1 protein-coding gene and 1 pseudogene are annotated in these 1,720 nt (G+C 76.3%); one reads left to right on the forward strand and one right to left on the reverse strand.

Annotated elements, in window-relative coordinates; translation table 11 throughout:
• Window positions 1–334, forward strand: a pseudogene (locus AB0O00_RS38005) (cystathionine beta-synthase); the annotation flags it as partial.
• Window positions 335–636: 302 nt separating this feature from the next.
• Here AB0O00_RS38005 and AB0O00_RS38010 read toward each other — a convergent pair.
• On the reverse strand, window positions 637–1,720 hold a 1,084-nt coding region (locus AB0O00_RS38010), incomplete at its 5' end, for an alpha/beta hydrolase (RefSeq protein ID WP_363659258.1).

A 1,720-nucleotide genomic window follows, 5' to 3' on the forward strand; every position in this document is an offset into this window, starting at 1 on the left:
GGACGCGACCGTCGGCGCCGCGCTGGAGGCGCTGCGGGCCGCACCGGGCGGGGTCGCCCCGGCCGTCCTGCCGCGGGCGGCGCGGCCGTACGGGGTGGCCGAGGCGGAGGTGCTCGGTTCCGTGTCCCGGGAGGTGCTGCAGGCGGCGCTCGCGGACGGGAGCGCCAAGCCCGACGGTCCGGTGCGCCCGCTGCTCGGGCCGGCCCTGCCGACGGTCGGGGTCGGGCAGCCCGCCGCCGAGGCGCGGGCCGCGCTGGCGGGCGGGCACGCGGGGGTGGTGGTGCTGGTGGACGGGAAGACGGCAGGGGTGCTGACGAAGGCGGCGCTCTCCTAGCGGAGCGCTCCGCCCGGGGTGGGGCAGGGGTGGCAGCCCTCAGCGCTGCCACCCCCGTTGGCTTCTCGGCACCGGGGTGGGGGTTCGTTGAGCCAAACCCCACCATGGGCTGAAAGCGGGTGTGGATCCGTGCGGGGTTCCGTGGGGGTTCGGTGAGCGCCCCGGCAACTGCGGGATTCAGCCCGTGAGGGCTTCGCGCAGCCGCTTCTTGTCAGGCTTGCCGACGGACGTCAGCGGGATCGCGTCCACCACGTGCAGGGCCTCGGGCGCGTAGATCCGGCCCTGCACGGCTCCCCGCTCCTTCAGCAACTCGCGCCGGGCCGGACCGGGGTGAGGCCGACGAGGTAGCCGTCGACCGCGTCGGTGACGCAGGCGTTGCTGCGCCCGTAGGCGGTGTGCCCCGGGCCCTTGAAGGTCAGCAGCATGCCGCCGGGCAGCTGGGAGGCGAGGGCCTGGGCCTCCTCGTACGTGGTGGCCGGGTCGCCGGTGGTGCCGACCACGAGGACCGGGGGCAGCCCCTCGGGGGTCGCGCGGTGGGGCCTGAGCGGGCCGGCGGGCCAGGTCCGGCAGGTGAGGGTGGCGACGACGCTGTTCGCGCCGAACGCGCCCGACTCCCGCTGGGCCCGGTCGAGCAGGTCCCAGTACGCCTGCGGGTCCGCGGGGTAGGGGGTGTCGAGGCAGTTGACGGCGGTGAGGGCGGCATCGGAGTTGTCGGGGGCCTGGTCGCCGCCGGTCTGCGGGCCGTCCTGGTGGCCGGGGTCCGGGTCGGCGATGGCGATGAGTTTCGCGGGGTTGCCGCGGCGGGCGGCGCCGAGGGCCTCGGACAGCGGCTGCCACTGGGACTCGGGCGAGTACATCGACAGGACGATGGCGGTGTGCAGGGTGCTCTGGTCGAGGCGCGGACCCCCGCCGGCCGACTGGGCGGGGCCGCGGGCGGCCTTCTCGTACAGGCCGGCGATCACGCGGCGGATGCCGTCGGGCGTGCCGGCGGGGCAGGCCGGCCCGACGACCGCCGCGCAGCGGTCGGCGTAGTCGTCGACGGCCCGCTGGAAGCCCTTCGCCTGGCGCAGGGCCAGTCCGGCCCAGTCGAGCGACGGGTCGATGGCGCCGTCGAGGACCTTGGCCCGCACCCGGTGGGGGAACTGCTCGGTGTAGATGGTGCCGAGGTAGGTGCCGTAGGACCAGCCGAGGTAGGTGAGCTTGTCGTCGCCCAGCGCCGCGCGCAGGACGTCCAGGTCGCGCGCCGCGTCGAGGGTGCCCACGTGGGGGAGGAGTTCACCGCTCCGGGCCTTGCACGCGGCGGCCTCCCGGTCGGCGCCCGCGAGGACGGCCGCCCGCTCGGCGGGGGTCTGCGGGTAGAGCGGTGTGGACTTCCCGTCGTCAGTC

Origin of the sequence: Kitasatospora sp. NPDC093558, from assembly GCF_040683475.1 — a bacterium.
GTDB lineage: Bacteria > Actinomycetota > Actinomycetes > Streptomycetales > Streptomycetaceae > Kitasatospora.